Genomic DNA, 24,807 nt, shown 5'->3' with positions numbered 1-24,807 from the left:
AGCCCCCGACATGCAACTCGCAGCGATCATCGTGTCGCTGGTCCTGACCGTGGTCGGCGCCGCACTCTTCGCACGCGTCATCGCGCAGTTCGTCCGCTTCTTCATGCTCGGACAGCCGCTGCCGGCCGGTGCCCGGACCGACAACCCGTACCAGCGCAGCGTGACCCTGGTGAAGGAGTTCCTGGGCCACACGCGCATGAACCGCTGGGGCATCGTGGGCTTCGCCCACTGGTTCGTCGCCATCGGCTTCCTGACGCTGATCCCGATCCTGGGCCAGGCCCTCGGCCAGCTCTTCCAGGCCGACTTCCAGCTGCCGATCATCGGCGGCTGGCTGCCCTGGGAGATGTACGTCGAGTTCATCACCGTCATGACCACGGTGGGCATCGCGATCCTCATCCCGATCCGGCTGCTGAACCTGCCCTCCAGGGCGGGCCGCAAGTCCCGCTTCGCCGGCTCCACCGCCTGGCAGGCGTACTTCGTCGAGTACGTCATCCTCACCATCGGCACCGTGATCTACATCCTGCGCGGCCTGGAGGGCGCGCTGCATCACGTGGAGCACTACGAGGCCGCGTACTTCGCCTCGTACCCGCTGGTCGCCGCCCTGCGCGACCTCGACGTCTCCACGCTGCAGAACCTGGTCTACCTGTTCGCCGGGATCAAGGTCAGCGTCTCCTTCATCTGGATGATCGTCGTCTCGCTCAACGCCGACATGAGCGTCGCCTGGCACCGCTTCCTCGCCTTCCCGAACATCTGGTTCAAGCGCGACGCCGACGGCCGCACCGCCCTCGGCGCGCTTCAGCCGATGACCTCGGGCGGCAAGCCGATCGACTTCACCGACCCCGGTGACGACGACGTCTTCGGCGTCAGCCAGGTCGAGCAGTTCTCCTGGAAGGGCCTGCTCGACTTCTCCACCTGCACCGAGTGCGGCCGCTGCCAGTCGCAGTGCCCGGCCTGGAACACGGGCAAGCCGCTCTCCCCGAAGCTGCTGATCATGTCGCTGCGCGACCACTCGCACGCCAAGGCGCCCTACCTGCTCGCGGGTGGCGGCAAGACCATGGAGGGCGAGGAGAAGGCGTCCGAGGAGCAGCTCAAGGACGTCCCCGCCGCCGCTCTCGCCGAGGCCGAGCGCCCGCTGATCGGCACCGTGGAGGAGAACGGCGTCATCGACCCGGACGTCCTGTGGTCCTGCACCACCTGCGGCGCCTGTGTCGAGCAGTGCCCGGTCGACATCGAGCACGTCGACCACATCGTCGACATGCGCCGCTACCAGGTGATGATCGAGTCCGCGTTCCCGTCCGAGGCGGGCACGATGCTCAAGAACCTGGAGAAGAAGGGCAACCCCTGGGGCCTGGCCAAGAAGCAGCGCCTGGAGTGGACGAAGGAAGTCGACTTCGAGGTGCCGGTCGTCGGCAAGGACATCGAGGACCTCTCCGAGGTCGAGTACCTCTACTGGGTCGGCTGCGCCGGCGCCCTGGAGGACCGCGCCAAGAAGACCACCAAGGCCTTCGCCGAGCTGCTGCACATGGCGGGCGTCAAGTTCGCGATCATGGGCGGCGACGAGAAGTGCACCGGTGACTCCGCCCGCCGCCTCGGCAACGAGCCCCTGTTCCAGGAGCTCGGCATGGAGAACGTGGCCGCGCTGAACATGGCGTTCGGCGAGGACGACGAGGACCCGGAGACGAAGAAGCCGAAGTCGGCGAAGAAGATCGTCGCCACCTGCCCGCACTGCCTCAACACGCTCGGCAACGAGTACCCGCAGCTCGGCGGCGACTACGAGGTCATCCACCACACCCAGCTGCTCCAGCACCTGGTGGACGAGGGCAAGCTGGTCCCGGTCACCCCGGTCGAGGGCATCATCACCTACCACGACCCCTGCTACCTGGGCCGCCACAACAAGATCTACACGCCCCCGCGCGAGATCATCGCCAACGTCCCCGGCCTCCGGAACGAGGAGATGCATCGCCACAAGGAGCGCGGCTTCTGCTGTGGCGCCGGTGGCGCGCGGATGTGGATGGAGGAGCGGATCGGCAAGCGCATCAACAACGAGCGCGTCGACGAGGCTCTGTCGTTGAACCCCGACATCGTCTCCACCGCCTGCCCGTTCTGCCTGGTCATGCTCACCGACTCGGTGAACGGCAAGAAGAACGAGGGCAAGGCCAAGGAGTCCATCACCGTCGTCGACGTCGCCCAGCTGCTGCTGGAGTCGGTCAAGACCCCGGTGGACCCCGAGGACGCCGCGGAGACCGAGAGCGAGCCGGAGCCCGAGCCGGTCAAGTAGCACTCGTGGTCGGTACGGCCGTACGACGCCCCCTGTCCGAGGAATCGGCAGGGGGCGTCGCCGTGTGCCGGCGCGCGCCGCAGATGACGAAGGTGACGCTGATCAGCAGCGCCCAGGAGACCCACTTGCCGACCGCGACCGGCTGCCAGCCGTCGAGCTGGTCCGGATAGGTCCAGGCGCCCAGATACGTCGCCACGTTCTCCGCCAGCCACAGGAAGAACCCGATCAGCGCGAAGGACAGCGCCAGCGGCATCCGGTACCGGTGGGCGCCGATCGTGTAGTGCACCCAGGTGCCCGCGGTCGCCGCCAGCAGCAGCGCGGCGAGCGGCCAGCGCAGGTCGGGTATCCAGTGGTGGGTGAGGAAGTTGGCGTACAGCAGCACGGCGACCGCGGCGGTGGCGCGGGGCCGGTAGCCGCTCAGCGACAGCCGCAGCAGCCGCCAGGCACGGCACACGTAGCTGCCGACCGCCGCGTACATGAACCCGCCGTACAGCGGCACCCCGGCGAGCTTCGCTACCCCCGGCTCGGGGTAACTCCAGGAGCCGACGTGCACCTTCACCATCTCGAAGGCGAGGCCGAGCAGATGGCAGAACGCCACGACCGCCACCTCACGCCGCGTCTCCCAGCCCACCAGGAACCCCACGCCGGTCAGCAGGACGCCGTACGCCAGCAGCAGGTCGTAGCGCGCGACCGGCAGCGGCGGCAGCAGGGTCGAGGCCGCCATGCCGGCGAGCAGGGCGACGGCGAAGGCGCAGCAGCGGGCCTGGAGCCAGGTGAAGCGGGCGAGTTGGCGGAGGGCATGCATGGTGCTGTAGATCGCCGCCGGGGCGGGGACGGTTCCAGCGGCGCCCTACATGGGCAGCGAATGCAGCCGCGCCCGCCCCGCCGGCCATACGGCGCCCTCGACGAGCGGCAGCCACATCGTGTGCAGCGGATGGTCGACGACGGCGTCCCCCGGCTGCTCCACCCGCATGCCGTCCGGCGCCTCCCGCCAGCCCAGCCGCCGGTACAGCGGCATCCGGTCCGGCAGGCAGAACAGCAGCCCGAACTCCGCTTCGGTGCCCCGGGCATGGGCGACGGCGGCCTCCACCACCAGCCGCGCCAGCCCCTGGCCCCGCAGGTCCGGCGCGACGACCACCCCGCCGAGGCCCGCCACCGGGAACCGCCTCGCGCCGGCCGACACCGTGGCGTCCACCAGCCCCGCGTGCGCCACCAGCCGCCCCTGGTGCCGGACGCCGAAGTGCACGTCCTTGTCCCGGGACCGCACCCCGAACGCGGCCACCTCGAAGGGGTCGTCGACACCGCCGGTGATCTCGTCGAGGTCGGCCTTCGTGTACTGGGGGAGCCGGATGGCCGCGTACGTCATGACGATCATCGTTTCACCGCGGGTGCTCCCCGGTGCACAGCCCCCTCAGCCACTCCGCGCACGCCGCGTCCGCCGCCGGGAGGCTGGTGCCGGGGAAGAGGCGGGTCCAGGCCCGGGTGGGGGCGAGGGCGCCCAGGCGGGTGGCCAGGGTCAGGGCGCGGCGCAGTTCCGGCAGCGTACGGCCGTTCCCGGTCCAGGGTTCGAGGTAGGCGTCGCGGAGCCTGGGCAGCGCCTCGGGGCCGTACCGCTCGCGGACCCGGCGGGCGGGGACGGTGAAACTGCAGAAGGGGTGGGAGATGTTGGCGTCGCCCCAGTCGAAGAAGGTGAAGCGGCCGGGCCCGGGGTGGAAGAGCTGACCGTCGTGCAGGTCGCAGTGGTCGAGGGAGTCGGGGATTCCGGTGTCGGCGAGTTCCGCGCACCAGTCCAGGAGGCGGGGGCGGAGGGCCCGCAGCCGGGACCGGTCCGCCGGTTCCAGGGCGGTGTTCTGCGCCACCGCGCTGTCGAAGATCGCGGGGAGGGCCGCGGCGCGGGCGTCGGGCACCCCGAGACGGCTCATCTCGTCGACGTACGGGACCAGCGCGCGCTGCATCCGCGCGTACTGCCCCAGCGCCCCCTCCCAGGCCCGCACGTCGGCGGCACCGCGCTCCAGCGCGTCCCGGAAGACCTCACCGCCGTAGGGCAGCAGGGACCAGCCGCGTCCGGCGTCGACGGCGAGCGGCTCCAGCACCTGCTCGGGCACCCAGCCGGCCAGCGCGGCGGTGAGCGCGCCCTCGAAGGCGCTCGCGGGCGGGTTGGCCTTGAACCAGACGTCGGTCCCGTCCCGCACGCCGATGCGCACCAGCACCGACCACGGCCGCAGCCGCACGCTCCACCGCCCCGCCGGTCGCAGCCCGCGCGCGGCGAGCCGGGTCTCCGCCCAGCCGAGCGCGGCCTCCCGCCACTCCTGCCGCTCCCAGGGGGTCACGGTGTCCTGGTAGTTCCCTCGGTCCACGGTCATCGACGCCTCGTGCTGCATCGCCCCATCCGAACATCGCGGACCCCCGTCCCACCAGCGGTTTTCGCGTCCCCGCGGGCCACTGGGAGGATCATCGGACCGTAGGCATGGATGAGGTGGGGGAAACATGGGGCTCGTGGTGCTGCTGGGCGTGCTCGCGCTCGTGATCTTCGGGTGTGTGTGCGTGGTGTGGGCCGCCCGCGGCGGGCCGCGGTGGGTGCGGGGCGTGGCCGCGGTGACGACCGGGCTGGGCGAGGTCGTGCTGGTGCTGGCGAAGAGCAGCAAGGGGAGCAACCGCTCCAACTCCAGCTCCGGCGACGACGGGACCGACTGAACCGGCGGTGACTGAGCCGGCGGTGACTGAGCCGACCGGTGACTGAGCCGACGGATGACTCAGGCGACCGACGAGTGACCGAGCCGACCTGTTCCACCCCTTAACCCCGCCGTCGAACACGTGCATCATTGCGAGGTCGTTGTCGATGATGCTGACGAGGTGAGCGGTGCGCGTGCGAAGAGCCGGGACGGGGACGGCGGTTCTCTGCGGTGTGCTGCTGATCGCCTCCTGCGGCCCCACCCAGCACGCCGAGGGCTCCGACGCCACGGCCGGCGCCCCCGTGCGGGCCAACAGCGCGCCCGCCCTGCTGCCCGTGCCGAGCGGCGACGGCAGCAAGGTCGCCGACGACTTCAACGGCGACGGCCACCGCGACCTCGTCCTCAACGACCTCGTCAAGGCGGAGAGCCACACCGACGACCCCGGCATCGGCATCGTCTACGGCAGCGCGCGCGGACTGCGGCCGGGGGCGCGGCAGTTGGTGAGCGCGAAGCGGCAGGCGGTGGCCACCAAGGGCCAACTCCCCGCCGTCTTCGACGCGGAGGCCAGCTGCGATCTCGACAAGGACGGGTTCACCGACCTCGTCGTCTCCACCGACCCGCCCTTCGACGGGCAAGGGCAGCCGCCCGTCCCGCTCCAGGTCCTGTTCGGCTCCCCCGCCGGGCTGACCGGCAAGGCCGTCAAGCTCACCGTCCCCGCCAAGTCCCGCGCGGGCAACGACTGGGCGGACCAGCCGGTGTGCGGGGACTTCGACGGCGACGGCGACGAGGATCTCGTCCTGCACGCCTCGGGCGGCCGACTGAGCTTCCTCCAGGGCCCGTTCAGCCGGAAGGGCGCCCCGCGCAAGGCCGGTGCGCCGATCCCGTCCCCCGGTCAGGTGCCGGTCGGCCCGGCCGCCGACGTGAACCTCGACGGGTACGACGACCTCGTCGTCCGTACCGCCGAAGGCACCGCCGCGTCCGCCGTCGTCCTCGGCGGGCCCGCCGGTCCGACCCGTACCGGCGCCGGCCTCCCCACCGGCATCGACGTCGCCCTCGGCCGCTTCGGCGCGGGCCCGGCCTGGGACGCGGCGGTCGGCGCGATGGGCGGCACCGCCCTGCGCTACGACCTGCCCACCGCCGTACGCGGCACCCTCGCCTCCCCCGGCTCGATGCTCGACGCCGCGGACTTCGACGGGGACGGGCTGAGCGAACTCGTCTCCAGCGGCTCGCGGGTGAAGGTCTTCCGGGGCCGCACGAAGGGACTGTCCGCGTCGGCCATGGTCACCGTCGCACCGAAGGCCGTCGGGACGACACGGGTCGTCGGCGTCGGCGACTTCGACGGGGACGGCCGGGCGGACCTCGCGGTACGCACCTACCGGGGCGAGACGAAGGACAGCGTCGCGGTGTTCTCCGGGACGAAGAAGGGCCTGGTGACGGCGGAGCCGACGGTCACCTTCTCGACGGCGGCGTTCCTCGGCTCCTGACGGCACACACGCCCCAGCTCGCACAAAAATTTACCGAACTCACGTACAACCCTTGCGTAGCGGCAGCGGTCTCCTGATCGCCGACCGCGCTGTGTGCCCGAGGTGAGCCGCCAACCGCTCCCCGGAGAACGCGTGCGGTCCCCCACCCCAGCCACGGGAGAAGCCCTCCATGCGCAGAAGCACCGCCGCCGCCCTCACCACCACCCTGCTGGCGACCGGCCTCACCCCGCTGTTCCTCGCCGCCCCGGCCTCCGCCGCGGTCGCCAAGCACTACGACGACTTCAACGGCGACGGCTACCGCGACCTGGCCTACAGCAACTACTACAGCGGCATCTCCGGCGACGACGGCTGGAACGGCGGCGCCGTCACCGTCGTCTACGGCAAGGCGAGCGGCCTCGACACCGCGCACACCCAGGTCGTCCACCAGGACAGCCCCGGCATCCCCGGCACCGGCGAGGAGGACGACTACTTCGGCGAGTCGCTCAGCAGCGCCGACCTCAACAAGGACGGCTACGCGGACCTGGTCGTCGGCAACGGCACCGAGCACGTGGGCAGCGCGAAGTACCGCGGCACGGTCACCGTCGTCTGGGGCTCCCGCACCGGCCTGTCCGGCGGCACCAGCCTCGCCCCCAAGTCGGGCGCGAACGGCTCGCAGTCCCACTTCGGCAGCGAGCTCGCCACCGGCGACTTCAACGGCGACGGCTCACCCGACCTGGTGGTGATCGGCGGCGGCGAGGCATGGCTGTACCGGGGCCCGTTCACCAAGTCCGGTACGACGGGCAGCGTCACCAAGATCGACAAGGAGGGCGCGGGCTGGTACTCGTACGGCCTGGCCGCCGGCAAGGTCAACGGGGACGGCAAGACAGACCTGGTCATCCTCGGCACCCAGTTCACCGGCCAGACCGAGGCCGATCGCGTCTGGTACCTCAAGGGCGCCTCGTCCGGACTGACTTCGGGCGCCTCGAAGACGTACGCGAGCCAGCCCTGGGGCGCCGCGATCGGCGACTTCGACAAGAACGGCTACGGCGACATCGCGGTCGGGCTGCCCGACAACAACGACGGCAAGGGCATCGTCAGCGTCTGGCGCGGCACGTCGTCGGGGCCGAGCGGCTCGATGACGTACAACCAGGCCTCCTCCGGCGTCTCCGGCAGCCCCGAGGCGGGCGACAACTTCGGCTACTCCGTCTCGGCCGGCGACACCAACGGCGACGGCTACGCGGACCTCGCGGTCGGCGTCCCGCAGGAGGACGTCGACGGCAAGGAGGACCAGGGCGGCGTCACCGTCTTCCGCGGCGGCTCCGGCGGCCTGACCGGCACCCGCTCCACCTGGATCCCGCAGACGGTCCTCGGCCCGGCCGACTCCTACGCCTCGTTCGGCTCCGCGGTCCGCCTGCGCGACCTCGACCGCGACGGCAAGGCGGACCTGACGGTCGGCGCGAACGGCGACGGCCTGCTCATGCGCGGCACCGGCACCATCCCGACCGCGACGGGCTCCGTCCACCTGCCGGAGTACGGCGGCGGCTTCCTCGACTGACTCTTCCCCCCCTTTTTTCTTCACTGGAGCACCTGTATGCGCCCCCTCAGAACCGCCCTGGCGGCCGCCACCGCCGCCGCCCTGACCGGCGGTCTGCTCACCCTCGCGTCCGCCACGACCGCCGCCGCGGCCCCCTCCGGCCTCACCGGTGACTTCAACGGCGACGGCTACCGCGATGTGGCCGTCGCCGCCCCCATCGCCAAGGTCAGCGGCAAGACCGGCGCGGGCTACGTCGCCGTCGTCTACGGCACCAAGAGCGGCCTCGACACGAGCAAGCGCCAGATCATCAGCCAGGCCACGGACGGCATCCCGGGCACCCCGGAGGCGTCCGACTACTTCGGCGACCGCCTGACCTCGGGCGACTTCGACGGCGACGGCTACACCGACCTCGTCGTCGGTGTGCACAGCGAGCGGATCGGCACCACCGACTCCTTCGGCGCGCTGACCGTGCTGTGGGGCGGCGCGACCGGCATCAAGTCGGGCACCGACATCTCCTCCCCGCTGCCGCGGTACCGCAACGAGCTGGGCTGGGTCCTCGCGGCCGGCGACTTCGACGGCGACGGCCACACCGACCTCGCCGCCGGCAACAACGCCGCCCCGTCCCTGAACATCTTCAAGGGCCCCATCTCCCGCACGGGCAAGGCGAGTTCCCTGGTCGGCGTCGACACCGTCGACCAGACCACGATCTACCCCGACGGCCTGATCGCGGGCGAGGTCAACGGCGACGGGAAGACGGACCTGCTGGTCATGGGCCAGGAGGAGACCAGCGGCGGCGAGTACCGCACCCGCAGCGTCCTCTACACGGGCGACGCCACCACCACCGTCAAGGCCGGCAAGAAGCTCGCGGGCGGCTACGCGGGCGTCATCGCCGACGTGAACAAGGACGGCTACGGCGACATCGTCACCGGCAACTTCATGGAGAAGTCCACGACCGAGCCGAACGGCGGCCTGGGCGGCGCGGTGACGGTGACGTACGGCGCGGCCGGCGGTCTGTCCACCCGCACCCCGGTGAAGTTCACCCAGGATTCGGCGGGCGTGCCGGACACGGCCGAGAAGAACGACTTCTTCGGCTGGAGCCTGTCGGCCGGTGACGTCAACGGCGACGGGTTCCCGGACATCGCGGTCGGCGCCCCGCAGGAGACCATCGGCTCGGCGAGGCACGCGGGCACGGTCACGATCCTGCGCGGCTCGTCCACCGGCCTGACCGGCACGGGTGCGAAGTCCTGGTCCCAGAACACCACGAACGTCCCCGGCACGGCCGAGTCCGACGACCAGTTCGGGTACGCGGTCCGGCTCACGGACATCGACAACAACGGCCGCACCGAACTGGTCGCCTCCGCGTCCAGCGAGAACAGCGGCGACGGCGCGGTCTGGTTCCTGAAGTCCACCACGTCCGGCATCACCGGCACCGGCTCGAAGTCCTTCAGCGGCACCACCCTGGGCGGGCCCGCGGGCGACTCCTACTTCGGCGACGTACTGGAGGGCTGAGCGATGCGCATCCGCACGGCGACGACGATCGCCGCCCTCCTGACGGCGGGCCTGTCCCTGAGCTCCCCCGCCTCCGCGGCCTCCGCGAAGTACGGGGACGACTTCAACGGGGACGGGTACCGCGACTACGCGGCGAGCGCGGGCGGGAACACCAAGGGCGGCGGCGTCCTGATCACCTTCGGCACGGCGACCGGCCCGGGCACGAAGACCCAGTTCGTCAGCCAGTCCAGCGCCGGTGTCCCCGGCAGCGACGAGACCGACGACATGTTCGGCGCGTTCCGTGCCGCCGCCGACTTCAACGCCGACGGCTACGGCGACCTCGCGGTCGGCGCCCCCGGCGAGAACGTCGACGGCCGTGCCGACCAGGGCGCGGTCACCATCCTGTGGGGCAGCGCGAACGGCCTGTCGGGCGGTACGGCGATCCCGGCCAAGGCGAAGGAGTCGTACGCCTATACGGGCCGGGACCTGGCCGTCGGCGACTTCAACGGCGACGGCCGCAAGGACCTGGCGGTCGTCGCGGGCGGCAAGGCGTACGTCTACCGCGGCGCGATCAACCGCACGGGCGTGCACGGCACGGTCTCCACCCTCGACAAGTCCGGGTCCGCCTTCTCGGCCACGGCCGTGATCGCGGGCAAGGTGAACGGCGACGCCAAGACCGACCTCGTCGTGATCGGCGACGGCGTCAACCCCGAGGAGATCTGGTCGGAGGCCTGGTTCGTCAAGGGCGGCAGCACCCTCTCCTCCGGCAAGACGCTGCGCCTGGAGTCCCAGTCGGGCGGCGGGGGCAGCGCGGACCGCGGCGGCGACGGCGTCATCGCCGACTTCGACCACGACGGCTACGGCGACATCGCCATCGGCACGTCCCTGTACGGCGGCTACAAGGGCCGGGTGTCCGTCTGGTACGGCTCGTCGTCCGGCCCCGGCACGTCCGCCCGGATCACCCAGAACACCAGCGGAGTGGCGGGCACGGCGGAGGCGTACGACCACTTCGGCGACAGCGTCTCGGCCGGTGACGTCAACGGCGACGGCTACCAGGACCTCGCGGTCGGCGCGCCCGGCGAGAAGATCGACGGCAAGGAGTACGCGGGCACGGTCCACGTCCTCTACGGCCGCGCGTCCGGCCTGACCGGCACGGGTTCCCAGGCGTTCGCCCGCAACTCGGCGGGAATTCCGGGTGCGTTGGAGTCGGACGACTTCTTCGGCGCCACGGTCCGCCTGCGCGACACCGACCGCGACGGCCACGCGGACCTGTTCGTGACCGGTCAGGTGGGCTCGCTGCGGCTGCCGGGCACCGCGTCGGGCGTGACGACGGCGGGCGTGACGGCGGTCTCCGCGGACGGCGTGATCAACGGAATGCCCCAGTAGCCGGCTCACCGGGGAATCTCCGTGACCTTCAGGGATTCCCCGTAAGGGATGTCACAGCTCGGCAGCAAAGCCGGGCCCGAACGCTCGGGCCCGGCACGTGACTCTCCGGGACGAGGTACGTTCGAAGGCGTGGCTGGATTCAGGATCGGACGCGGCCGGGACAACGGCGCTCCTCACACGCGACCGCAACAACCTCCGTACGGGCAGCAGGCCCCGCAGGCTCCGCAGGGACCGTCGTACGGCGGCTACCCCGCGCCGCCGCAGCCGTACCCAGGGCAGCAGCAGGGCTACGGCGGCGGTCAGCGGGGCGGCGGGTACGACGAGCCGGAGTACTTCGGCGACGGCGGCTACGGCCCACAGCCCCACCACGGCGGCCCGGACCCGTTCGCGGCGAACCAGCCGGGCCACACCCAGGCCTTCCCGGTCGGGGAGGACCCGTACAACCAGGGCGGCACCTACCGCGCCGGCTCCACGCCCCCCGCGGGCCCCGTCGGCCCCCGCCTGCACTGGAAGGACCTGCTGAGGGGCATCGTCATGGCCCCCAACCAGACCTTCCTCCAGATGCGCGACTACACGATGTGGGTCCCGGCCCTCATCGTGACCTTCCTCTACGGCCTGCTGGCGGTCTTCGGCTTCGACGGCGCGAGGGAGGAAGCGATCAACGCGACCCTCTCGAACGCCGTACCCATCGTCCTGACGACGGCCGTCGCCATGGTCCTGTCGTCCTTCATCCTGGGCGTGGTCACCCACACCCTGGCCCGCCAGCTCGGCGGCGACGGCGCATGGCAGCCCACGGTGGGCCTGTCCATGCTGATCATGTCCCTGACCGACGCACCCCGTCTGGTCTTCGCCATGTTCTTCGGCGGCGACGCGACCTTCGTCCAGGCCCTCGGCTGGGCGACCTGGGTGGCCGCGGGCGCCCTCCTGACCCTGATGGTCTCCAAGTCCCACGACCTGCCGTGGCCGAAGGCGCTGGGCGCGTCGGCGATCCAGCTGATCGCGTTGCTGTCGATCGTGAAGCTGGGGACGTTCTAGGCGGCTACACCGCGAGCCGGGCCAGCACCGCCTCGAAGAGCTCGGTGAACGCCGACTCGCGGTGCAGGTCCACGGTCAGGGCGTTCATGTCACGCAGGATGTCGGCCAGCCCCGGGAGCTGGGCACGGATCTCCGTGTAGAGGTCCATGTCCTCCCGGAATCCCTGGAGGTTGGCCGACGACACGGACTTGAGCGCCTCGTCCAGCTCGGCGATCTGCTCCTCCCAGTACCGTACGTACCCGACCCGGTCCTGCGGCCGGTGGATCCGCGCGTCGGGCAGCACCACCGGGAACACCCGGTCCCGGAAGTCCCCGTGCCGGGCGACCTGCAGCAGCTCGAACAGACAGCTCTGCGACTTGAGGTAGGCGTCACTGATCACCAGGATCACGCACCGGCCCTCCCCGATACGCTCCATGAACCGCCCGATGGACGCCTTGTAACCGGCGTCCCGCCGGTCGCGCACCATGACGACACCGCGCTTCTGGAAGGCGGCGTCCAGTTCGTCGGCGAGGGCGTTGCTCTCCTCGCTCCAGGAGTACGACAGATAGACGTCTGCGGACTGCATCGACGACAGGGGCTCCGGTACCGCGAGCCGGAACCTCAGCGCCTCCAGCTCCATGTCCCCCCGCAACCCCCCGAACGCCGGATGGTCGAAGGGGATGGCGTACAACGTCAGCACGAGGTCGAACAGCGCGACGACATACCTGCTGTACCAGAAGTCGTCCTGGAACTCTCCGGGCAGCAGGCCACGCAGCTCGTCGGGAAGGACCGCCTCAGCGGCACCGGTGCGCAACAGCGGGGCGACACGGGGCGACCGGCCGGGGCGCATCCGCCGTGCCCGGATCAGCGCGGCGTCGGCGCCGAGCCGAGCGAACTCCCGTGCGTACGCGCGTGTCACGACCGCCAGCACGAAGTCGTCGTCCTGGACCTCGCCCACCTCCTCGAGGACCAGCACACCGGCATCCCGAAGATCGCGGGCGAGCTGCGCAGCCCACTCCGCGTCCTCGGGCAGACGGCTGACGTAGCACCGGGGCACCGCACGGTCGGCGCGGTAGCTCTTCACCCGTACCAGGCGCGTCTCGTACGCCCCGCGCAGCCGCGCAGCCGCGCGGTCGGTCCCGACGAGCCGGCTGTCCTCCTCGCCGAGCGCCACCGGCCCGTCGAGATCCGGCAGCGCGATGCGCTCCCCGCACCGGGAGCAGAACATCGTCCGCAGCCCGTCTCGCAGGACGCCGATCACCACGGTACGGTCCTGCCGGTGGCCGTTCCCGCAGACCACCGGCGGGAAGGGGGTCACGGTGACGTCGTGGCGCTCGTAGAGGAACCCTTCGAGGAGTCCCTGGAAGGCGTTCCGGCCGTACGGTGGAACCGCGTCGCTGTAATGAAGGACGAGCTCGATCTCGCCCTCCCGCTCCTGGAGGAGGCGCAGACCGCAGAGCTGGCCGCTGCCCATCTCGAACTGGGCCTGGTTCTGCCAGTAGTTGACGCGGGTGAACCGGCGGGTGTGGCCGAGCAGCACCACGAGCGCGGCGTAGACGTTCTCCACCCGGCCGCGGACGACGTAGGTCATGTCGTCGACGGTCTCGACGGCGTCGTACAGCGGCCTCTTCTGTTTGATCAGGCCGGGGAAGATCAGCAGGGTCTCCGCGCCGAGGGTCTCCCGGAAGCACAGGTTGTGCTCCAGGAACCGCGCCACCGCGGCATCGACGAGGACCTGCTTCTCGTCGGGCGCCAGCGTCTCCAGCTCGGCGAAGCGGTACTCACCGGCCAGCAGGAAGGCCTCGCTCATCGCGCCGAGTTCCTGCGGGTGCTTGTCGGCCTGGAGGAAGATCGAGGAGGCCAGGTCCACCAGCAGCTCAGGGGCCAGCAGGATCGCCTCAGCGCCGGCCGAGGTGCGGAGCACCGACACATAGCCGTGATTCTCCAGGTGTCCGACGGCGGTCATCATCTCGTCGTCGGTGAACCGCCAGCCGGCGTCCGTGACCTGGAGCTGCTGCCTCAGATCCGCCGACAGGACCAGGACCTCGCTGCGGTCGGGCCGTTCCTTCAGCGCCAGGACGTACTCCTTGATGCGCTTGAAGGTGACGGTGGTGACCGTCGTGGTCATCCGCTCCCACTGGATCTGGCCGCGTAACAGCTCCATCAGCTCGCCGACCCCGGCGCCGGTCGCGGCGCTGGTGCTGACGTATCCGCCGCTGATCCCCCGGCTCTGGCAGAACTGTTCGAGATCCGAGGACGGCAGGGCCGAACTGCCCCGGTCGTCGCGCGCGCCGACCAGGACGGTCGGCGGGAGAGTGCTTCCGCCGGACAGCTGCTGGAGCCAGAACTCCACGCCCTTCAATGGCTCCTGACGGTTGGTCGGGTCGAAGACCACGAGCGCGAGGTCGACGTTGTCGAGGAAGATCGCGTGCACGGGCCGGTAGACATGCTGCCCCGCGAGGTCCCACAGCACGGCCTCGCAGTCGGTGCCGTCCGCACGCTGTGTCCGTACGTCGTCGACGACCCAGAACTGCTGTCCGTGCGTCGACGCATGCTCCCGGAACTCGTCGTGCGCCAGCCGCCATCCGAGCCCGGTCTTGCCGACGCCGGAGTCGCCGACGAGAACGACCTTGGCGGTCATGTAGCGGACGGACTCGACCGGCGCCGGCTGGCCGAGGAGCTGGTCCAGGTCGTAGTCCCAGACGGAGAGGCCCGAGTGGTGGGTCCAGACGGCAAAACGGTGCTGGTCGGGGTGGAAGTCCAGGGCCGGGGCAGTGCGCCATTTCCAGTCGATGGGCTCGTCAAATTCCTCGTACCGGCTGCGGAGGGCGGCCTCGTCCGCTTCGTTGTGGCGAGGGAGTGCCACGACCGCGACGGTCGTCCAGTCGTCGGTGCGCCACAGCCGGACGGTCCCGTCGTCCGAGGCCGTCCCCATGAGCTTGCCGTCCGAGGAGAACACCACGTTCCAGACCCTGTCGGTGTGCCCTTCCAAGGTCGTGGAGCGCTGTTCCGGATCGTCGGTGGGGAAGGGTGACCGCAGCCCGACAGTGCCACGGTCCGTTCCGAAGGCGAGCAGCCCGGTGTGCACGGACCAGGCGAGGCAGGACACGTGGTCAGGGGCCTCCCACTCCGTCGGAGCGAGGGGGTGCGAAGTGCTGGAAGGCCCCGTCCTCCATGTTCGGACCGTGCGGTCAGCCGAGGAACTGGCCAGGCCCAGTCCGTCCGACATCCAGGCGAGGCCGGACACGAAGTCTCTGTGTCCCCCGAAGGTGTTCCGCAGCCGCCCGTCACGGACATCCCAGACTCGGACCGTCTGGTCGTACCCGCCGGACGCGAGCAGATGCCCGAAGCGGAAGTTCCCCCAGGCGACCTGGTAGAGGAATTCCCTGTTCGCCGCCAAATGCTGGGACGGCCTGCCCCCGTCGAGATCCCAGAGCCACACGCCGGCCTGGCCGCACGCACCGGCGATCCGAGTACCGTCCGGCGCCCAGGACACGTGGACCACGTCCACCCGGTCTGCGAGCCGGTCGGATGCGGGCACCTTGAAGACCGCGACGTCCGTGCCGCTCTCTGCGTCCACGACAAGGACGCGGTCCGGCGCGGCCGGCACAGCGACCACCGACCCGTCCGGCGACCACGCGACGAATCGCCCGCATTCCTCGTCCCGCGACCGGCCCAGACCCCGCGTGAGCCACACACCGTCGCTCGACGACACCCCGTACTCCGTCATACTCCCCCGCACGTGCCCCGAGCCCGTCCCCCACTGTGAAGAACCAGGTTAGAACCAACGGCACGTGCGGGCAGGCCAGTTCGCCCGTGCTACTGCACGTCGACGAAGTCGCCGGCCGCGCTGACCGCCGGGGTGGTCGAGGTGCCCGCGAAGGAGTAGCGGAAGTAGCCGTCGGTGGCGGCGGTGACGGTGGTCTTGAGGTTGCCCGTCGAGTCGGTCTTGATGGTCTTGACGGTCGTGTAGGTGCTGGAGCCCTTCTTCCGGAACTGCAGCTTGACCGACTGGCCCGCGTACCCGTGGTACAGGTTGTCCTCCCAGTTGGCCCGGGAGAGCTTGCCGGTGACGGTGAGGGTCTTGCCCTTCTTCACCGGTTCCGGCGATGCGTTGACCGTCAGCTTCGAGGCACGCTGCACATTGAAGGTGGTGGCCGCGTCACGGCGGATGTAGTCGAAGTCGTTGGCGGAGACGAGCGCACCGAGGTTCCAGGTGCCGGCCGCGGCGTTGTTGGCGAAGCCGGTCTCCGCCCGCGGGTCGAAGGTCAGCGTGCCCGAGCAGGTCGACGTGGTGGCGCTGACCGCGACGCAGGTGATGTCGCCGTCGTCGTACCAGATCGTCGCGAAGTTCGGGCCGGGTCCGTCGCCGCTGATGTAGGACGCCTTGGCGATGCCCGAGTTGTCGGTCGCGGTCACGGAGACCTTGGCGGTCACCGCGGTGGTGCCCACCACGACCGGCTTGCCGCCGTTGACGACGGCCTTGTCGATCGTGATGTTCCCGGCACCTACGTCGTCCGCCTGGGCGCTGGTGGCGCCGACCGCGGTGACGGCCAGCGCGAGGCTGGTGCCGAGCAGGGCAAGGCGCGTGGTTGCGCGCATGAACGTCCCCCCATGGAGTCCCTGGCCGGTCAGGATCGATCTGAACGGATCTGAATGGATCCGAATGGAGCTGAATTGATCTGACCGGAGCTGATCACAGGGGAGCGTACGGCGTTGGCCAAGGCCTCACCACGTTGTTATGTCAACGGCTTCGCCACAGCACTGTCACGAGGCCGGCCACAAGCCACCGAGGCCCCAGGCCTCAGGCGTCGAGCACCTGCCCGACCCGCTTGACCACCGGCGGTTCCACGCTCCACGGGAAGTTGATCCAGTCGTCGGTCCGCTTCCACACGTACTCGCACTTCACCAGCGACTGCGACTTCTCGTAGATCACGGCGGACCGCACCTCGGCGACATGGTCGAGGCAGAAGTCGTGCACCAGCTTGAGCGTCTTGCCGGTGTCGGCGACGTCGTCGGTGATCAGGATCTTCTTGTCGGAGAAGTCGATGGCGTTGGGGACGGGGGCGAGCATGACGGGCATTTCCAGGGTCGTCCCCACGCCCGTGTAGAACTCCACGTTGACCAGGTGGATGTTCTTGCAGTCGAGGGCGTAGGCGAGGCCCCCGGCGACGAAGACGCCGCCTCGCGCGATGCTGAGGACGATGTCCGGCGCGTAGCCGTCGTCGGCGATGGTCTGCGCGAGCTCGCGCACGGCGGTGCCGAAGCGCTCGTAGGTGAGGTTCTCCCGTACGGCTGCGTCGCTCATGCTCACACCTGCGTCCGATGGAAGTTGAGGAAGGAACGGGAGGCGGTGGGCCCGCGCTGCCCCTGGTACCGGGAGCCGTACCGCTCACTGCCGTACGGGAACTCGGCCGGCGAGGACAGCCGGAACATGCACAGCTGGCCGATCTTCATGCCGGGCCACAGCTTGATGGGGAGGGTGGCGAGGTTGGACAGCTCGAGGGTGACGTGCCCGCTGAAGCCGGGGTCGATGAACCCGGCGGTGGAGTGGGTGACGAGCCCGAGCCGCCCGAGGGAGCTCTTGCCCTCGAGCCGCGACGCGAGATCGTCGGGGAGCGTGATGACCTCGTAGGTCGAGGCGAGCACGAACTCCCCGGGGTGCAGGATGAACGGCTCGTCGCCCTCCGGCTCCACCAGTCGCGTCAGATCGGCCTGCTCGATGGAGGGGTCGATGTGCGGGTACCGGTGGTTCTCGAACACCCGGAAGTAGCGATCGAGGCGCACGTCGATGCTGGACGGCTGCACCATGGATTCGTCGTAGGGATCGATCCGTACCCGCCCGGCGTCGATCTCGGCCCGGATGTCCTTGTCTGAGAGAAGCACGTCCCGAGGATACGCAAGGCGCGCGGACCGATTCGAATCGGACACCGCGCGCCTGTGTCACTGCCGGGTGGCTGCTGCCGTGGTCAGTGCTTCTCCAAGGTCACCGGTACGACGCTACGGAGCCGCGCACACCGGGGACATCGGACCAGCCGGCCGGGGCCGAGCCGCTCGGCCTGCTGCATCGGGAACGAAGCGGTGCTGAACACGTGCCCATCGGCACAGCGGACGACGGTGCGTTCCATCAAGTCCCAGAGTCCCTTCCCCAAGAGCCCCGTCCGGCTGTTGCTCGCCGGACGACAAATGCCACATTACGGGATGGAAGGAACGACTCTCCAGGCGGCACTCCGACCACTCCCGGACCCTCTCCCACCTCTCCACCGTACGCCCCAACTCCGGCCCCCCGCAGCCCTGTCACACCCCCTTAACGCACTCAGACCCCGCGGCTTCAGCGCCGGGGGTCTGACATGAGGTACAGTGACGAGGCATTACGACACCGGTCGAACCGGCGTCTTACGCGGGTGTAGTTTAATGGTAGAACATCAGCTTCCCAAGCTGAGAGCGCGAGTTCGATTCTCGTCACCCGCTCCATGTGAAACCCCCAGGCCATGGGCCCGGGGGTTCTTTGTTGTCTAGACCAGTGCGCGGGGTGCGCACCACAAGCGCACCATTAGCTCTCGGCGGCCGCCTCGCTGTGGTGCGCGGGATGGTTCTTGTGGTGCTTCGCACGCTCGGCGCGGACCAGGTCGTCGAGTCCGGCGGCCACCTCGCGCTGTCGCTCCTCGTCGGAGTGCTGATAGATCAGCGCGGCTTTCTCAGAGGACTGCCCGGCGCGAACCATCGTGTCCTTGAGGGTCGCGCCCGAACGGGTCGAGAGGGTGTGCCCGGTGTGACGAAGGTCGTAGAGGCGGAAGCCGTCCGGGAGGCCAGCGGCCGTACGGGCGCGTCGCCACTTTCGGCCGAACGACGTGCGCCGGAAGGGCGCTCCCTTCTCCCCCACGAAGACGAGCCCGTCGGGTCCCTTCTCGGCGAACCAAGCGAGGTGCTGTTTCACCTCCTTGTGGAGGAACGGCGGGAGGACGACGACACGGACGCCCGCCTCGGACTTGGTCTCGCCGGGAACCCGCTTGCCGTTGGTCCGCTCAGGCTCAGCGACGCGGACTCGGATCACGAGGTTGTCGACGTCGACGTCCCGGCGGCGGAGGCCGGCCAGTTCCTCGGGACGCATCGGACCGTAGGCGCCGAGATAGACCATGAGGCGCCAGCGGATGCCAATCGCGTCGGCGAGAGCGTCGACCTGGGCGACGGTGGCGATACGACGTTCGGCGGCTGACTCCTTGCCCGCGCCCTTGATTCGGCACGGGTTGCGGCTGATCAGGTCGTCGTCGACCGCTGTCTCCAGGATGCCCTTGAGGAGGCGGTACGCCTTGGCGATCGTCGTCTTGGCTTTGGTCGTGCGGAGTCGCTCGGCGCGCCATTCGCGAACGCGCGGCGCGGTGATGTCATCCAGGTCGAGGTCACCGAAGGTCGGGAGGATGTGGAGCCGTAGGAGATCTTCGTAGAGGTCTACGGTGCGCACCGACAGCTCTCGTTCCTCGACCCACTTCTCGGCGTAGACGCGGAAGTTGACTGCCCCGGCATCCGGAGCGCGCCAGTCTCCCCGGGTAAGGTCCGCCTCCACCTGAGACAGCCAGACCTCCGCGTCCTTCTTGGTCTCGAACGTCTCCTCCGCGCGGATGCGCTCACCGTCAGGACCGAGGTAGGAAGCAGTCCAGCGGCCGGACCGGTACCGCCTCACCGCGCCGAAGCGGCGTCTTCTGCCTTTCTTGTTGGCCATTAGGCGGCCCTCCTAAGGGCGGTGCGCCGGAGCCTGATCGGCTCGACGGTGCGGGACTGGATGAACTCCTCGACCGCGCTCTCAGGGATACGGACATGCCGGCCGAGCTTCACGTACCGAATGCGTCGCTCCTCGATCAGCCGCCGAGGGAATCGGGCGCTCGTACCGAGCAGCTCGGCGACTTGGTCGACGGACAGGTAGCGGTCGGTCATGCGGTGGGCCCACCTTCCGTTCCGGGGGCAGGGTCGAGGGATGCGGAAAGCCAGGCCTCGGTGTCGGAGAGGCCGGTTCCGGCGAACACCCAGTGCGCGAGTACGTACGTGGTGTTGGTGGTGGGGTCGTTGGCGGGCGCGGCTTGTACGCGGCGCCATTCGGCGCGGGCATTGCGGAGGGCGCCGAGGGTGGTGGAGTAGCGGCGGGACTTGGTGGAGAAGTGGCCGCGGAAGCCGAGCATGTGAGCCCAGGCGCGTAGGCGGAGGTGTTCGAGGCTCTTACGGGCGCCGAGGGTCCAGGCAGTTCGGACCAGGCGGCGGGCGTGGTCGCTGATGTCGAGCTGGGCCAGTTCGGCAGCGAACTTCAGCGGGCGGTCGAGCGCTCCCGTCGCCGTCTCGGCACCCTTGGTCGCGTACTTGGCGATGTACGCGGCTACGGCTCGCTCGGTGAGCTCTTGGCCGTCGTTGAAGTCGGCGGATCGGATGGTGCGGATGTCGAGTTGGCTGCCGAAGGTGAAGGTGTGGGTGCGGCCGTCGATGGTCGGGCCGTCGACGCGGACCTTGGTCGCGGCGGCCCGGATGGCGTCGGTGAGCAGTTCGGCGGTGGCCCAGGGCGGGGGTGGGGTGTCTCCGCCTCCGGGGCCGTCGAGGCGGATGACTGCGTGGAAGTGGACGGCGCCGCGTTTCTGGTATTCGGCGACCTTGGCGAAGGAGACGCGGGCGTGGTCGCGGAGTCTGCGTTGTGAGAGGCCTGCGCGCTTGGCGACTTCTCGGCGCAGGTAGGTCGAGAAGCGGCGCCAGAGCTGTCCGGCGTGGGCGTTCCAGAGGACGGCGGCTTCGTAGTCGTAGGTGTCGGGGTTGAGTGGGGTGCCGAGTGTTTCGTCTTCCTGGTCGTGGTGGGTGCCGCAGCGGCAGGGGCGGCCGTCGGTGCGACGGTTGTGGACCGGGCCGAAGCCGGGGGCGGTGAAGGTGGCGAACACGCGTGGGTGAGCGCCGACTTGTTCGGGGGTGCCTTTGCCGCCGCGCAGTCCGGCGGTGATCAGGTGGAAGGTGTCGCGGCGGTAGACCTCGGCGCAGGCCGGGCAGCGGGTGGTGCGGCGGTTGTTGCAGCGGACGAGAAGTTGGCCGGCCGGAAGGTCGGTCGAGTTGAGGTGGTGGAGGACGGCGCCGATCTCGCCGGTGGTGGTGTCGATGTCGTACTCGGTGCGGTGGCCGTCGAGGCGGATGGGGTGGGTGCAGCCGCCGAGGGTGGAGAGTTGGCGGAGGGTACCGGGGAGCGTGCCCTGTGCGGCCAGGTTCGCGAGTTCCGGGAGTGGGGCCGGAGTGGTGCGGGTGAAGATGGCGTTTCTCCTTCTGGCTGACTCGGTCGGGAGGAACAGGCCCCGGGGCGGCGTGATGCTTGGTCGAGCGACGCCGCCCCGGAGGTCAGGGGCTCAGCGCCGGTGCTGGTCGCGGAGCATCGAGCGCAGGACGACGGCGGCCACGGCTACGGAGATGGCCGTGACGGCGACGGCGGCCAGGAGCGCGGTGAGGACGACTCCGCCGACGACCAGGGCCGCGATCGTCTTGTGGTCGATGGAGACCGCCGGGAGCGAGCGCTGGACCGGCACGGGTGCCGGGTCGGTGGGTGCGTGGGTGTGTGCGGGCGGCGGGGTCGGGTTGTCGGGGTACTTGGGCAGCAGCACGGTCGATCTCTCCTCATCTACTCGTCTAGGTATGTGAGCGGTTTATGACGTCGACGCCGGTGCGCGTGCCGGACTCGATGGCGGGGGCGAAGAAGGTCTGTGAGAGCCAGAAGCCGAAGAGGGCGATCAGTACGACGACCCAAGTGCGGACGCCGAGGAACTTGACCGCGCCCCAGGCGAAGAAGCCGAGGACGACGACGAGCGGCAGGCTGACGGTCACGGGGTGTGGGTCCTTTCAGCGGACGGGGCAGCGGTGGGTGCGGGCGGCCAGTTCGGCGGCGGCGCGGCTGTCGTAGTCGGTGGAGAAGCCGCAGCGCGGGGCGGTGCAGGCGGCGGTGTGCTTCTCACGACCCCGGCCGTCGTACGAGGTCGCGACCTGGACCGGGCCGATACGGACGACGTTGCGGAAGCGGCGTTTGGCAGTCATGAGCCTCTCCTTTCAGAGCTGGGCGGCGATGGCTTCGGCCATGGGCGCGGGTACGCCGAGGCGGGCGCGGAGGGTGGGGGTGTCGATGGGTGAGCCGGTGCGGGTGTGGTGGTCGGCAGCGACCTTGCGGGCGTGGTCGACGAGGGCGGCCGGGACGGTGACGGCGGGGCGTTCGGGCGTTGCCTCGATGGCGGGTTGGGCGAGGGGTGCGGAATCTGGGGCGTCTTGCTCGTCCTCGGTGGCCGTGTCCGGCTGCGGTGTGGTGTGGACGAGCAGCGTTCCGCCGAGGAAGGCGACCGCGGGCCAGCCCGCGACGAGGATGCGCAGCCAGGCCGGCACCTGGTTGAGGTCGAGGAGTCCGGCGGTGGCGATGTTCGCGCCGAGGGATGCGGCCAGTGCGATGACGAACCAGCACCAGGCCGCCGCTTTGGCCGTGCCGGACCGCAACCGTCGCCAGGCGGCGACGAGCAACAGGTCGACGCTGATCGGGTAGGCCCACGCCTTCCATCCGTCCTGCCCGGCCGCTGCGGCGATGTCGTGGAGGTGGGCGAAGGAGAGAGCTCCGGCGATGACGGCCTGGACCAGGACGGCGTCGACGCGGAGGGGCGGGCGAGCCATCAGGAGTCCGTGCCCGGGTAGCGGGTGCCGGAGTTGGGGTCGTAGTCGGGCGGGAAGAAGCCGGGCGGCGGCTCCGGCAGCGAGGCCGCCAACGACGGTCCGGCGACGTCGATGAACTCGCTGTCAGCGTCGAGGGAGGCGGCGTACAGGGCGAGTTGGCCGAGCATCACGACGGTGCGCACGAAGTCATCGCGGGCGGTGCTGCTCATCGGGACCTTCCTGTTTCGGGCATGGGAGGGGTAGGGACGTGGCGCGAGACGGTCACGCCGGCCGTGGGCGGGTGGAGGTCAGTCGGTCATCGGGTACGGCCGGAGGGCGGGAATCGGTGCTTCGACCGGCCGTACGGGCACGTCGGGCCGGAAGGGCTTGAGTGCCGCCAGGTCGGGCACCAGGTGTGCGGTGTCCTGGCAGATCTCGGCGGCGTCGCCGAGGGAGAGGTACGGCGTGCGGATGCGGGACCAGCCGCCGGAAGTGTCACCGGCGACGGCCAGGCCGGGGCGTTCGGGGGCGATGGCGCAGGCGGCCGCGACCGCTTCCGGGGCGATGTCGCCGAGGGCCATCTTGGCGGAGGCTTCGTCGTTGACGCGGTGGCAGACGCGGCCGGTCAGCTGGGCGCGCAGCATGGTGGCGCCCTTGCCGAGTTCGGCGCCGAAGCGCTGCCCGCAGACTTCCAAATAGATGCCGGCGGCGCGGCCGAGCTGGGCGAGGCGGATGAGTTGGGTGACCATCTCGTCCCGCCGTTCCTCGTCCTTGCGGGTGGCGACGAGGAAAAGTTCGGCTACCTCATCGACGAACAGCACGATGGGAGTGGGGCGTTCGGGCTCGGGCAGGCCCCAGATGTCCGAGGTGATCTCCTCGTCGGGGGTGCTGGGGGCGATGCCCTGCCGGGCCTTGATCAGGTCGTAGCGGTCCTCCATTTCCTGGACGAGTGCGGGCAGCAGTTCGGCGGCCTGTTCCGGGTCGGTGGCGAGTGCGGAGAGGCGGGGTGCGAAGGGCGCCAGTTCCACGCCGCGCTTGCAGTCGATGCCGACGAGGGCGACCGGTTGCGGGGCGAGGCCGGTGATCAGGTGGCGCAGGTACATGGACTTGCCGGACAGGGTGGCACCGAGGGTGAGTTGGTGAGGGATGGTGCGGTAGTCGCGTACGAAGGGGGTGGCGTCCTCGCGGAGCGCGACCGGGATACGCAGGTGGCCGCTGTCGACCTTGCGGGGCATCCGTACGCGGCGCAGGACGTCGTAGCCGACGAGCCTGAGTTCGACGACGCCGGGCTTGACGGTGGTGACGTAGACGGCGTGAACACCCCAGGCATGCCGCAGCCGTTCGGCGGAGGCGGCGACGTCGGCGGGTTCCTGGCCCGGGGCGAGCCGGAGCCGTATACGCAGACCCGTTGTGGTGGGCCGGATGAGGCCACGGCGGGGCGGGACGGGCCGTATCTCTCGGTTGGTGGTGGCCTTGACCGCGAGGACTCGCAGCCGCGACGGCGCGACGGTCAGGCCGCACGCTTCCATGACGGAGGCGTAGGAGCCGAGCAGCCGGGCGGTGGAGACGGGCAGGCCGACGGTGGACCAGTAGACGGCCGGGTGCTTGGCCCGGGCATAGGCGGCCCCGCCGCCGAGTGCGGCGACAGGACCACCCACCTCCAGGAGCGTTGCTATGTCGGTCATCAGGCAGCGGCCCCGCTCGCGGCAGCCGGGAAGGCGGCCGGGGTGACGGCGGCGGCGCGGTAGGCGATGCCGTGGCGCTGCTGGCCGTTGAAGACGCTCTCCCACGGCCGGGCAATGAGACCGGGCAGGGAGACAGGTGAGCCGAGGGCCAGCCCTTCCGAGATGCCGCCCTCGGGGATGGTGACCTTGATCAGCGACGATTCGCCGTCCTCGATGTAGACGACGCCGATGGTCATCAGCGGCTCACCGCTGACAGCGTCGGTGGCCCGCTCGCCAGTCTGACGGTCGCGGACCTTCGGCTCGGGGGCCTCGGTCAGCAGGATCGTCGCGGCAGCGGTCTCAACGCGAATGGTACGCAAGGCAGTTGTCCTATCTACTCGTCTATACATGATGCGTCCTGCGAACCCGATCTCCGGGTTCGCGTGGATCACTCTGCCACTTAACTTGCCCACTCGTCTATACGAGTATGCCTGTTGGGGCGTACGAGTTCGAAAAGCCGGCTCCGCGCATCGCCCGAACCCACGCGAACTCACCCGAACGAACCGTCCTCCCGGATGGCGAAGAGCTCGCAACCGTCGTGCTCAAAACGGGCTCGACCGTCGAACGCGGAGCCGGGATGAGTGCAGACTCCCCAGTCCCGCCCCAG

General features: G+C 70.1%; 24 protein-coding genes and 1 tRNA gene. 8 read left to right on the top strand and 17 right to left on the bottom strand.

Annotated features, from left to right (window positions below; translation table 11 throughout):
• Window positions 1-10 precede the first annotated feature (10 nt).
• The gene (locus tag ACFUO4_RS41005; RefSeq protein ID WP_079305954.1) at window positions 11-2,278 is read left to right on the top strand and encodes a (Fe-S)-binding protein; all 2,268 of its coding nucleotides are present in this window, start codon (window positions 11-13) and stop codon (window positions 2,276-2,278) included.
• On the opposite strand, the gene ACFUO4_RS41000 is transcribed toward ACFUO4_RS41005, so the two are convergent.
• The 3 genes from ACFUO4_RS41000 to ACFUO4_RS40990 are packed head-to-tail and all read right to left on the bottom strand — an operon-like array spanning window position 2,271 to window position 4,659.
• Window positions 2,271-3,083: a DUF817 domain-containing protein gene (locus ACFUO4_RS41000; RefSeq protein ID WP_383495090.1), complete on the bottom strand. Its 813-nt coding sequence runs from the start codon at window positions 3,081-3,083 to the stop codon at window positions 2,271-2,273. The two genes, ACFUO4_RS41005 and ACFUO4_RS41000, sit on opposite strands and share 8 nt — an antisense overlap.
• Before the next feature lie 45 nt (window positions 3,084-3,128).
• Window positions 3,129-3,644, bottom strand: a complete 516-nt coding sequence (locus ACFUO4_RS40995; RefSeq protein WP_383495086.1) for a GNAT family N-acetyltransferase — start codon at window positions 3,642-3,644, stop codon at window positions 3,129-3,131.
• 13 nt (window positions 3,645-3,657) lie between these two features.
• Window positions 3,658-4,659 (bottom strand): phosphotransferase, encoded by a 1,002-nt coding sequence (locus tag ACFUO4_RS40990; protein ID WP_383495081.1) that lies wholly within the window; start codon window positions 4,657-4,659, stop codon window positions 3,658-3,660.
• Between the two features lie 106 nt (window positions 4,660-4,765).
• Here ACFUO4_RS40990 and ACFUO4_RS40985 point away from each other — a divergent pair, with 106 nt between their 5' ends.
• The 6 genes from ACFUO4_RS40985 to ACFUO4_RS40960 all read left to right on the top strand — a co-directional run bounded on the left by ACFUO4_RS40985 (window position 4,766) and on the right by ACFUO4_RS40960 (window position 11,856).
• On the top strand, window positions 4,766-4,972 hold the full coding sequence (locus tag ACFUO4_RS40985) for a hypothetical protein (protein ID WP_383495078.1): 207 nt from the start codon (window positions 4,766-4,768) through the stop codon (window positions 4,970-4,972).
• Window positions 4,973-5,138: 166 nt separating this feature from the next.
• On the top strand, window positions 5,139-6,434 hold the full coding sequence (locus ACFUO4_RS40980) for an FG-GAP repeat domain-containing protein (protein ID WP_383495076.1): 1,296 nt from the start codon (window positions 5,139-5,141) through the stop codon (window positions 6,432-6,434).
• Window positions 6,435-6,603: 169 nt separating this feature from the next.
• The gene (locus tag ACFUO4_RS40975) at window positions 6,604-7,968 is read left to right on the top strand and encodes an FG-GAP and VCBS repeat-containing protein (RefSeq protein ID WP_383495074.1); all 1,365 of its coding nucleotides are present in this window, start codon (window positions 6,604-6,606) and stop codon (window positions 7,966-7,968) included.
• 36 nt (window positions 7,969-8,004) lie between these two features.
• A complete protein-coding gene (locus tag ACFUO4_RS40970; RefSeq protein ID WP_383495071.1) occupies window positions 8,005-9,456 on the top strand; it encodes an FG-GAP-like repeat-containing protein in 1,452 nt (483 codons plus the stop codon).
• Between the two features lie 3 nt (window positions 9,457-9,459).
• A complete protein-coding gene (locus ACFUO4_RS40965) occupies window positions 9,460-10,821 on the top strand; it encodes an FG-GAP-like repeat-containing protein (protein ID WP_383495068.1) in 1,362 nt (453 codons plus the stop codon).
• Between the two features lie 48 nt (window positions 10,822-10,869).
• Window positions 10,870-11,856, top strand: coding sequence for a Yip1 family protein (locus ACFUO4_RS40960; protein ID WP_383495065.1), 987 nt, complete (start codon window positions 10,870-10,872; stop codon window positions 11,854-11,856).
• A gap of 4 nt (window positions 11,857-11,860) precedes the next feature.
• Here ACFUO4_RS40960 and ACFUO4_RS40955 read toward each other — a convergent pair whose 3' ends face one another.
• The 4 genes from ACFUO4_RS40955 to dcd form a co-directional block, all read right to left on the bottom strand.
• Window positions 11,861-15,550 carry a TIR domain-containing protein gene (locus tag ACFUO4_RS40955; protein WP_383495062.1) on the bottom strand — a complete coding sequence of 1,230 codons (3,690 nt, stop codon included), beginning with the start codon at window positions 15,548-15,550 and terminating at the stop codon, window positions 11,861-11,863.
• Between the two features lie 104 nt (window positions 15,551-15,654).
• Complete coding sequence (locus ACFUO4_RS40950; protein WP_383495059.1) at window positions 15,655-16,437, bottom strand: calcium-binding protein; 783 nt, start codon at window positions 16,435-16,437, stop codon at window positions 15,655-15,657.
• Between the two features lie 202 nt (window positions 16,438-16,639).
• Window positions 16,640-17,143, bottom strand: coding sequence for a phosphoribosyltransferase (locus ACFUO4_RS40945; RefSeq protein WP_383495056.1), 504 nt, complete (start codon window positions 17,141-17,143; stop codon window positions 16,640-16,642).
• A gap of 2 nt (window positions 17,144-17,145) precedes the next feature.
• Entirely contained in the window at window positions 17,146-17,721 is a 576-nt protein-coding gene (dcd, locus tag ACFUO4_RS40940) for a dCTP deaminase (RefSeq protein ID WP_079305965.1), read from the bottom strand.
• Between the two features lie 514 nt (window positions 17,722-18,235).
• On the opposite strand from dcd, the gene ACFUO4_RS40935 reads away from it, so the two are divergent.
• A tRNA-Gly gene (locus ACFUO4_RS40935) sits at window positions 18,236-18,309 on the top strand.
• A 79-nt stretch (window positions 18,310-18,388) separates the two neighbouring features.
• On the opposite strand, the gene ACFUO4_RS40930 is transcribed toward ACFUO4_RS40935, so the two are convergent.
• From ACFUO4_RS40930 to ACFUO4_RS40885, 10 genes are all read right to left on the bottom strand, one after another.
• Window positions 18,389-19,555, bottom strand: a complete 1,167-nt coding sequence (locus ACFUO4_RS40930; RefSeq protein WP_383495053.1) for a tyrosine-type recombinase/integrase — start codon at window positions 19,553-19,555, stop codon at window positions 18,389-18,391.
• Window positions 19,555-19,767: a helix-turn-helix transcriptional regulator gene (locus ACFUO4_RS40925; RefSeq protein ID WP_383495050.1), complete on the bottom strand. Its 213-nt coding sequence runs from the start codon at window positions 19,765-19,767 to the stop codon at window positions 19,555-19,557. Before ACFUO4_RS40925 ends, ACFUO4_RS40930 begins: the two co-directional genes overlap by 1 nt.
• The gene (locus tag ACFUO4_RS40920) at window positions 19,764-21,062 is read right to left on the bottom strand and encodes a replication initiator (RefSeq protein WP_383495421.1); all 1,299 of its coding nucleotides are present in this window, start codon (window positions 21,060-21,062) and stop codon (window positions 19,764-19,766) included. Before ACFUO4_RS40920 ends, ACFUO4_RS40925 begins: the two co-directional genes overlap by 4 nt.
• Before the next feature lie 138 nt (window positions 21,063-21,200).
• Entirely contained in the window at window positions 21,201-21,452 is a 252-nt protein-coding gene (locus ACFUO4_RS40915) for a SpdD protein (RefSeq protein ID WP_383495047.1), read from the bottom strand.
• Between the two features lie 25 nt (window positions 21,453-21,477).
• Complete coding sequence (locus tag ACFUO4_RS40910; RefSeq protein ID WP_079305970.1) at window positions 21,478-21,672, bottom strand: hypothetical protein; 195 nt, start codon at window positions 21,670-21,672, stop codon at window positions 21,478-21,480.
• Window positions 21,673-21,687: 15 nt separating this feature from the next.
• Window positions 21,688-21,879, bottom strand: coding sequence for a mobile element transfer protein (locus tag ACFUO4_RS40905; RefSeq protein WP_079305971.1), 192 nt, complete (start codon window positions 21,877-21,879; stop codon window positions 21,688-21,690).
• A gap of 12 nt (window positions 21,880-21,891) precedes the next feature.
• Window positions 21,892-22,497 (bottom strand): DUF2637 domain-containing protein, encoded by a 606-nt coding sequence (locus ACFUO4_RS40900; RefSeq protein ID WP_383495042.1) that lies wholly within the window; start codon window positions 22,495-22,497, stop codon window positions 21,892-21,894.
• Window positions 22,497-22,706, bottom strand: coding sequence for a hypothetical protein (locus ACFUO4_RS40895; RefSeq protein WP_383495039.1), 210 nt, complete (start codon window positions 22,704-22,706; stop codon window positions 22,497-22,499). The genes ACFUO4_RS40900 and ACFUO4_RS40895 overlap by 1 nt, the downstream gene beginning before the upstream one ends.
• A gap of 78 nt (window positions 22,707-22,784) precedes the next feature.
• Window positions 22,785-24,161: an FtsK/SpoIIIE domain-containing protein gene (locus tag ACFUO4_RS40890; RefSeq protein WP_383495036.1), complete on the bottom strand. Its 1,377-nt coding sequence runs from the start codon at window positions 24,159-24,161 to the stop codon at window positions 22,785-22,787.
• On the bottom strand, window positions 24,161-24,520 hold the full coding sequence (locus ACFUO4_RS40885) for a hypothetical protein (protein WP_383495033.1): 360 nt from the start codon (window positions 24,518-24,520) through the stop codon (window positions 24,161-24,163). The genes ACFUO4_RS40890 and ACFUO4_RS40885 overlap by 1 nt, the downstream gene beginning before the upstream one ends.
• Window positions 24,521-24,807 lie beyond the last annotated feature (287 nt).

The sequence above is a fragment of the Streptomyces sp. NPDC057280 genome (assembly GCF_042668605.1).
Classification (GTDB): domain Bacteria; phylum Actinomycetota; class Actinomycetes; order Streptomycetales; family Streptomycetaceae; genus Streptomyces.
Note: the sequence above shows the minus strand (reverse complement) of the source record. Positions and strands in the feature narration are given on the sequence as shown.

Bases quoted from the DNA above. Each gene is read 5' to 3' on its own strand.
- ACFUO4_RS40950 (WP_383495059.1), bottom strand. From the start codon at position 16,437: ATGCGCGCAACCACGCGCCTTGCCCTGCTCGGCACCAGCCTCGCGCTG.
- ACFUO4_RS41000 (WP_383495090.1), bottom strand. From the start codon at position 3,083: ATGCATGCCCTCCGCCAACTCGCCCGCTTCACCTGGCTCCAGGCCCGC.
- ACFUO4_RS40975 (WP_383495074.1), top strand. From the start codon at position 6,604: ATGCGCAGAAGCACCGCCGCCGCCCTCACCACCACCCTGCTGGCGACC.
- ACFUO4_RS40965 (WP_383495068.1), top strand. From the start codon at position 9,460: ATGCGCATCCGCACGGCGACGACGATCGCCGCCCTCCTGACGGCGGGC.
- ACFUO4_RS40905 (WP_079305971.1), bottom strand. From the start codon at position 21,879: ATGACTGCCAAACGCCGCTTCCGCAACGTCGTCCGTATCGGCCCGGTC.
- ACFUO4_RS40995 (WP_383495086.1), bottom strand. From the start codon at position 3,644: ATGACGTACGCGGCCATCCGGCTCCCCCAGTACACGAAGGCCGACCTC.
- ACFUO4_RS40900 (WP_383495042.1), bottom strand. From the start codon at position 22,497: ATGGCTCGCCCGCCCCTCCGCGTCGACGCCGTCCTGGTCCAGGCCGTC.
- ACFUO4_RS40930 (WP_383495053.1), bottom strand. From the start codon at position 19,555: ATGGCCAACAAGAAAGGCAGAAGACGCCGCTTCGGCGCGGTGAGGCGG.
- ACFUO4_RS40890 (WP_383495036.1), bottom strand. From the start codon at position 24,161: ATGACCGACATAGCAACGCTCCTGGAGGTGGGTGGTCCTGTCGCCGCA.
- ACFUO4_RS40960 (WP_383495065.1), top strand. From the start codon at position 10,870: ATGTCACAGCTCGGCAGCAAAGCCGGGCCCGAACGCTCGGGCCCGGCA.
- ACFUO4_RS40985 (WP_383495078.1), top strand. From the start codon at position 4,766: ATGGGGCTCGTGGTGCTGCTGGGCGTGCTCGCGCTCGTGATCTTCGGG.
- ACFUO4_RS40945 (WP_383495056.1), bottom strand. From the start codon at position 17,143: ATGAGCGACGCAGCCGTACGGGAGAACCTCACCTACGAGCGCTTCGGC.
- ACFUO4_RS41005 (WP_079305954.1), top strand. From the start codon at position 11: ATGCAACTCGCAGCGATCATCGTGTCGCTGGTCCTGACCGTGGTCGGC.
- ACFUO4_RS40895 (WP_383495039.1), bottom strand. From the start codon at position 22,706: ATGAGCAGCACCGCCCGCGATGACTTCGTGCGCACCGTCGTGATGCTC.
- ACFUO4_RS40990 (WP_383495081.1), bottom strand. From the start codon at position 4,659: ATGCAGCACGAGGCGTCGATGACCGTGGACCGAGGGAACTACCAGGAC.
- ACFUO4_RS40970 (WP_383495071.1), top strand. From the start codon at position 8,005: ATGCGCCCCCTCAGAACCGCCCTGGCGGCCGCCACCGCCGCCGCCCTG.
- ACFUO4_RS40925 (WP_383495050.1), bottom strand. From the start codon at position 19,767: ATGACCGACCGCTACCTGTCCGTCGACCAAGTCGCCGAGCTGCTCGGT.